This is a genomic window from Microcoleus sp. LAD1_D3 (genome assembly GCF_036702135.1).
In the GTDB taxonomy this organism is placed as follows: domain Bacteria; phylum Cyanobacteriota; class Cyanobacteriia; order Cyanobacteriales; family Microcoleaceae; genus Microcoleus.
In genome coordinates this window covers 129,074-135,073 of the sequence record NZ_JAUBSB010000013.1, presented here as the reverse complement: position 1 = coordinate 135,073, position 6,000 = coordinate 129,074, and the positions used below count along the sequence as shown (strand labels likewise).

6 protein-coding genes are annotated in these 6,000 nt (G+C 43.5%); 2 read left to right on the top strand and 4 right to left on the bottom strand.

The genetic code is table 11. From position 1 onward, the window contains the following. Positions 1-285 precede the first annotated feature (285 nt). The 4 genes from QUA74_RS10465 to QUA74_RS10450 all read right to left on the bottom strand — a co-directional run bounded on the left by QUA74_RS10465 (position 286) and on the right by QUA74_RS10450 (position 4,001). Positions 286-1,254: a TIGR03885 family FMN-dependent LLM class oxidoreductase gene (locus QUA74_RS10465; RefSeq protein WP_333327782.1), complete on the bottom strand. Its 969-nt coding sequence runs from the start codon at positions 1,252-1,254 to the stop codon at positions 286-288. Between the two features lie 189 nt (positions 1,255-1,443). Then, entirely contained in the window at positions 1,444-2,295 is an 852-nt protein-coding gene (locus QUA74_RS10460) for a DUF1206 domain-containing protein (RefSeq protein WP_333327780.1), read from the bottom strand. Between the two features lie 211 nt (positions 2,296-2,506). Beyond that, a complete protein-coding gene (locus QUA74_RS10455) occupies positions 2,507-3,559 on the bottom strand; it encodes an AI-2E family transporter (protein WP_333327777.1) in 1,053 nt (350 codons plus the stop codon). 13 nt (positions 3,560-3,572) lie between these two features. Then, a complete protein-coding gene (locus QUA74_RS10450; RefSeq protein ID WP_333327774.1) occupies positions 3,573-4,001 on the bottom strand; it encodes a hypothetical protein in 429 nt (142 codons plus the stop codon). A 353-nt stretch (positions 4,002-4,354) separates the two neighbouring features. On the opposite strand from QUA74_RS10450, the gene QUA74_RS10445 reads away from it, so the two are divergent. Further along, positions 4,355-5,215, top strand: a complete 861-nt coding sequence (locus tag QUA74_RS10445; RefSeq protein WP_333327771.1) for a formate/nitrite transporter family protein — start codon at positions 4,355-4,357, stop codon at positions 5,213-5,215. Between the two features lie 93 nt (positions 5,216-5,308). Beyond that, complete coding sequence (locus tag QUA74_RS10440; protein ID WP_333327768.1) at positions 5,309-5,923, top strand: hypothetical protein; 615 nt, start codon at positions 5,309-5,311, stop codon at positions 5,921-5,923. The last annotated feature ends 77 nt before the right edge of the window (positions 5,924-6,000 follow it).

Sequence of the window (6,000 nt, the reverse complement as noted above, 5' to 3'; positions counted from 1 at the left end):
AGCCCTTCAAGTGGACTTATAAGGGTAAAGTATTAGCGGTTTAGTGGGTATTCTATTTTCGCCGAGCTGTACTAGTCGGTAAGTCATATCGATTCCGGTTGCACCGTCGGTGATAGTTGACTGTTGACTGTTGACTGTTGACTGTTGACTATTAGTCAAAAAACTGAAAAATTGCGCGAATTATTTGTTGGCAGCTTGATTCGACTTTACGCCCGACGATGAAACGCGGATTGGATATCATTCCGGCGCCGCCGGAATTGATATCAGTAGCATCATAATTACGAATCAACTTTTGGTCAGCGCTGGCACTACTTTTTCGCCAAACACCTCAATAAACTGCTCTTGTTCTCGGTTAACGTTGTGCAAAATTAGTTCATCAAACCCCAATTCAACATCTTTTTGCAACCACTCAATATGCTGCTCTTTGTCGGCCGAGATGCGGACGTGTTGATATAACTCCTCTGGTTGCACAAACTCCCCGGCGGCATCAAATTGATCGGGTGTTATCAGTTCTGTCAGCATTTTGCTTTTGAAGATATTACTACGCCATTGATGATGAGCGCCTTGTAGTGCTTTCTCTGCATTACTGTTATAGGAAAGCTGCACTTTCAAAATCATTGGTTTCCCTTCTCCGCCACCGCGACGAAACGCATCGACGACTTTTTTTAACTTTTCAGGTGGGCGAGAAGTAGTAATCAATCCATCTGCCCAACTGCCCAACCATTCTGCGGTTTCTGGGGTAACTGCCGCGCCGATAATTAATGGGAGAATTTCCGGGCGGGTATAGAGTTTTGCATCTTCTACACACACTAAACCGCGATGGGTAACGGTTTCTCCTGCCCAAAGGGCGCGGATAATATCGACACATTCTTTGAGGCGCGCGTTGCGATCGCTCTTAGTAGGCCACTTATCCCCAGTAATATGTTCGTTCAACGCTTGACCGCTGCCAACCGTGAGCCAAAAACGATTTGGAAACATTTCTGCTAAAGTTGCCGCAGCTTGGGCAATAATAGCCGGATGATACCGCTGTCCGGGAGCGCAAACAACCCGATAGGAAAGCCTCGGCGTTGCTTGCATTGCTGCACCCAACCAAGACCAAGCAAAACCACTTTGTCCTTGCGCTTCACTCCAAGGATGAAAGTGATCGGAAGAAAGGGCATGGGTAAAGCCAGCTTGTTCGGCCATTTGGACATATTTCAGCAGTTCGCTGGGCTTAAACTGTTCATGGGAAGCATGATAACCAATTTTTGCCATAAGTTTTTAGGAGTTTTGAGTTGAGTAGGGGCGGTGCTTCCGTGCCCGCCCTGAGTTTTGAGTTAAAATCTCCCGACTTAAAAGTAGGTGACTTTATCAAAACGCCTTGTAAAAGTTATGAGTTTTGAGTTAGATAAGTAAAAAAAATCTTGTACTCAAAATTCATAACTTTCTGCATAACGGGCAAGCTTATGAGCGGAAAATTCGCCGATAGCGAGCTTCAATTACCGAGTAGATGCCATAGGCAATTAAACCCAAAGGTACTAGAGCCAAAATCACTGGACTAAAAGGCTGTTGTGCCAGAACTCCCAACACCTCGCCCAATCCTTTCGTTTGACTGGCATCCGATAGCCTTGCTGCTTGAATTAAGAAAAAACCGATTATAACGAAAACAACTCCACGGGCAGCAATTCCGCATCGACCCAACCGTGTCGCCCAAGTTTGCTCGGTTTGGCTCATTTCATCTAGCTTGAAATGGCGGCGAAATTTGGCTTTATATGCTTCGTAGAAATAAGAAAAACCTACACCAATTACCATTGAGCCTGCCAATCCTACCAGCCATTGTCCAAACGGTTGCGCTAAAATTTGGGCGGTCAAATCTTCGGTTGTATCGCTATTACCACCGCCCGAACCCATTATCAGTTTTACAGCCGTTAAAGCCAAACCTGCGTAACCTAAAGCACTTAAGGCGTAGCCAATGCGTTGGGCAATTCGCTTGGCATCCATTTTCTGTCCTTGGTGTTCTGGGTCGAGAATTGTCTGAACGATACGCCAAAGGGCATAACCAATAATGCCAATCGTTACAAGAAATAGCAGAAATTTACCGAAAGGTTGGTTAACAATTTCTGATAATGCACCGCTAGTATCGGTTGTCCTGCCACCCGTACTAAAGACTGCTTGTGCTGCTAAAAAACCGACAATAAAGTAAACTAAGCCTTTGGAAGCATATCCCAATCTTGCCAGTCGCTCAAACCAGGGATGAGAAGCTGCCTGTCCAATTGAGTCTTTAATGCTGTCGGTGGGTGAGTTGTCCGGTTTCATATTTTTATACTTTAGTTGTTAGCGACTGCTGGCATAGGTAGATGGTGAATTCTTTTCCAGTTAACTGAGTTCTTAAACAAATAATTTATGTTATTATCTATTAATTAAATTATTTGCTTGTTTAGAGATTTTTGTCATCTGTCTTGAGCGGGAGTCTCATCAATTGATGGATTGATAAACTTCACATTAAGTGGGCTTGACAAATATAGCTTTATGGGTTATCCAATGGCTTCCCTGATGGAGCAGTCTGCCAGGGGTCTAGTATATCTTTGATTAAAACTTCTTTAACCCAAATTTGAATAACAATTAGAATTGGTAGGGCTAAAAATAATCCCAAAAAACCAAAGAAAAATCCGAATACTGTCACGAGAGCTAAGGTGTAAGCGGGAAGCAGAGATACCTGCTTTTCCATAATGATAGGTGTGATCAAGTTGCCTTCAATTTGTTGAATTAGGAAATAAAGCAACAACACCGCGCCTGCTTTTGCAGGCGAATCTAATAAAGCCAGCAGCAGCGGTGGAATTACGCTTAACATTGCGCCCATATAGGGAATTAAGGCTAATATGAATGCCAGAAGCCCGTTCACAAAAGGCAGTGGAACTTGCAAAACAAACAAACCAATAATGCTAGTAATACCAATAAAACTCATGCTTAATGCAACGCCGGCCAACCAACCCATTAAACCCTCTTCGCATTTTGAGAGAATTTCATCGGCTCGCTGACGGTAAAAAGCCGGAAAAAGGCTGATAATTGCGTGCCGGTATGGCATCGGATTTACCAGAAGCATAATTGTCAAAACGGTAATTAATAAGGTATTAAGAATCAAGCTTAGATAGTTGGAAAACAACTGATAAATATGCGAAGTTGTCCACCGAAAGAGCGTTTTAATTTCTTGGGTTAAATCGTCAATACTGGGAAGGTTATCAAAAATTTGTCCCGGTAATCTTGCTTGCAACCAATAGAACCAAACTCGCAGTTTTTCTATTCCTAGCGGGACGAGTTGGGACAACTCTTGAAATTGATTGCTCAGGCGCGTTACGATGAGAGTTACCAAGACAGCGCTCGCTGTGACTAGAATCGCAGCGGCTAAGGCGATCGCCACTCCCCGCTTCGCACCCGACTGCTGCAATCTTCGCACTAAACGGTTGAGAGCGATCGCTAAAATTACGGCGGTAAAAAACAGTAAAACAATCGTTCTAATTGTCCACAAAATATAGAGCGAGGTTACCAAAGCCAAAAAACCGATCCACTTTCCTAAACTCACAACAAAAGCCTCTCTATTCACCAACACTTAACTCTAGCAGGGATATTTTTTTGGCTAAACTTTCTCCAGCGAGAGTGAGCGCTCGCATCAATTCCGAATCCTCACTGTATTCTGCTGAAGCCAAATTCATCAGCCGCTGACTTTGGCTAATTTCTATTTCCTGACTCCAATCTTGTGCGGTACTATCTTTATAGACCCCAAAATCCCGCAGATTGAAGTGAATGCCGGAGCCACTTGCATGATATTCTGCCAACGTAAAACTCACAGCAGGTATTGGCCAATTGCAAATGAGGGTACGCGCCAAGCCAAAAAAACTGCTGCTAGTCCCAAAAAAACGGCAATTTCCACCACGAATGCGATCGCACTCAGGCTTGACTAGGTTCTCAAGTTTGAGAGAGGACTTTTCCTTCCCAATTACAGCGAGCGAACCAGCTAGAATCATCCACAATCGCGTTCGTGGTTTAATTTTTGAATTGGTCAGCTTTTCTTGTACTCAAGGAATTAATTTTGTACAAAGATACCTCCTAAGACTGCCACTCTTACATTTTCACCCTACACCTCTGTATGGCAAAGATTGTGCAAAATTAAAGCAAATAGCCAAATATCTTACTTAAGATATATTGCTTTTACATTCAATTTTAAAATCACCAAACTTAAGATAGATGTTGCACAACTATTTTTTCTCTACAGACACTTTTTAGACAAACCCAAAGCTCATTCTCAGGTTAGGCGCGTCGCTATTGTTTAGTTTGTATCCTGAGAACTACGAAGTTCATATAATTTAACAAGAGCGAGATGACACAAAAAGGCGATCGAGCAAGCGAAGCAATAGAATTGCTGGGTCAACAAAAGTTGGAACTAAGCGATCGCGATCGTGAAGAGATCATCGAGCGCATCCGTCCCACTGCCTTAATCATTCACGAAACGATTAGGATTGAGGGTGAAAGTGAGTTGTTGCGTCCAGTTTCAGCCCTAGCTTGGTCTGGATTAGCCGCAGGACTATCTATGGGATTTTCCCTGGTGGCTCAAGGTGTACTCCAAGCAAATTTACCCCAGCAATCTTGGAGTTCCATCATTGTCAGCCTTGGGTACAGTATCGGCTTTGTCATTGTGGTGATGGGGCGTCAGCAATTGTTCACTGAAAATACCCTGACTGTCATTCTGCCTTTGTTAAGCGATCGCAGACGCAAAGTTTTTATGCGAGTGCTGCGATTATGGGGAATCGTGTTAGCCAGCAATTTGTTAGGTGCATTCATATTTGCCTCAATAGTTGCACAGGTTGGAGTCTTCCCGCCTGAAATTCAAACAGCGTTTGGCGAAATAGGTTTAAGAGTTATCAAGGGAGGATTTGGGATAACTTTATTGCGGGCAATCTTTGCTGGTTGGTTAATTGCTTTAATGGTCTGGCTTCTCCCCGCCGCTGAGTCTTCCCAACTGTGGGTAATTGTTATCATCACTTCCCTGGTTGGGCTAGGTGAATTTCCTCATATTATTGCCGGATCGGTGGAAGTTTTCTATGCAGTGGCAATTAAAGCTGTTTCCTGGCAAGAATATTTTGGCAAATTCATGATACCTACCCTAATTGGTAATATTTTAGGCGGAGTTACCTTAGTCGCTGCCTTAAACCATGCCCAAGTTGCTCAAGAAGACCTCTAGAAAATGAATTCAAATAAACCACATAAAGGGCATGGAAAAACCCGATTTATCTAAGAAGTCGGGGATGTGTGAGCTTAAGATAGAAGGAGAGTGATGATGACTACAAACTGGCGTGGCTATCGAGTTGCAGGTTGGGTAGGACAGGCGTTATTAACAATAGCAGTAATAGCTGCTCTGAGTCAGGGAAAATGGCAAAATGCCTTGGGGTTAGCCTTATTCTTAGTAGCATCCCTGGCGTTTGTGGTGATGGACACTCACTTGCCAACGCTTTTTGATTTCCTGTTTGTGCTTGCTGCCTTACTCAACGCCGGAGGCTGGGTTTGGGGACTGTTTTACCAACCGGGACTTTATGATGAAATTGTTCATGCTTTCACGACTTTTGCCGTGACTTTAGCATTGAGTTTTTTAGCATACAGTTCAATGCTGACTATTTTTAGCAACCACAAACTGCTGTACTTGCTAACAATAACCAGTTTTGGGATTGCGATTGGTGCTTTGTGGGAAGTTGCCGAGTGGACTGCTGGTATTGTTCTCTCAACCGAAGTGATTGAGAGCCTGGATGATACGATTATTGATTTGATTATGGATAGTTTGGGAGCTGCGATAGCTGCCCTAACTAGCTTATGGACGTTGCAAGAATGGATGGGCCCCAGTGCGGCTGTTGGGAATCAAGCATCTATCGTCAATAGTCCGAGCGATCGCACTTAACTCGCAAATTCATCATTTTTTCTTCAAACATCTTTCATCAGATAGATATTTTCTTATTGCCTCCGACAGATGGCAAG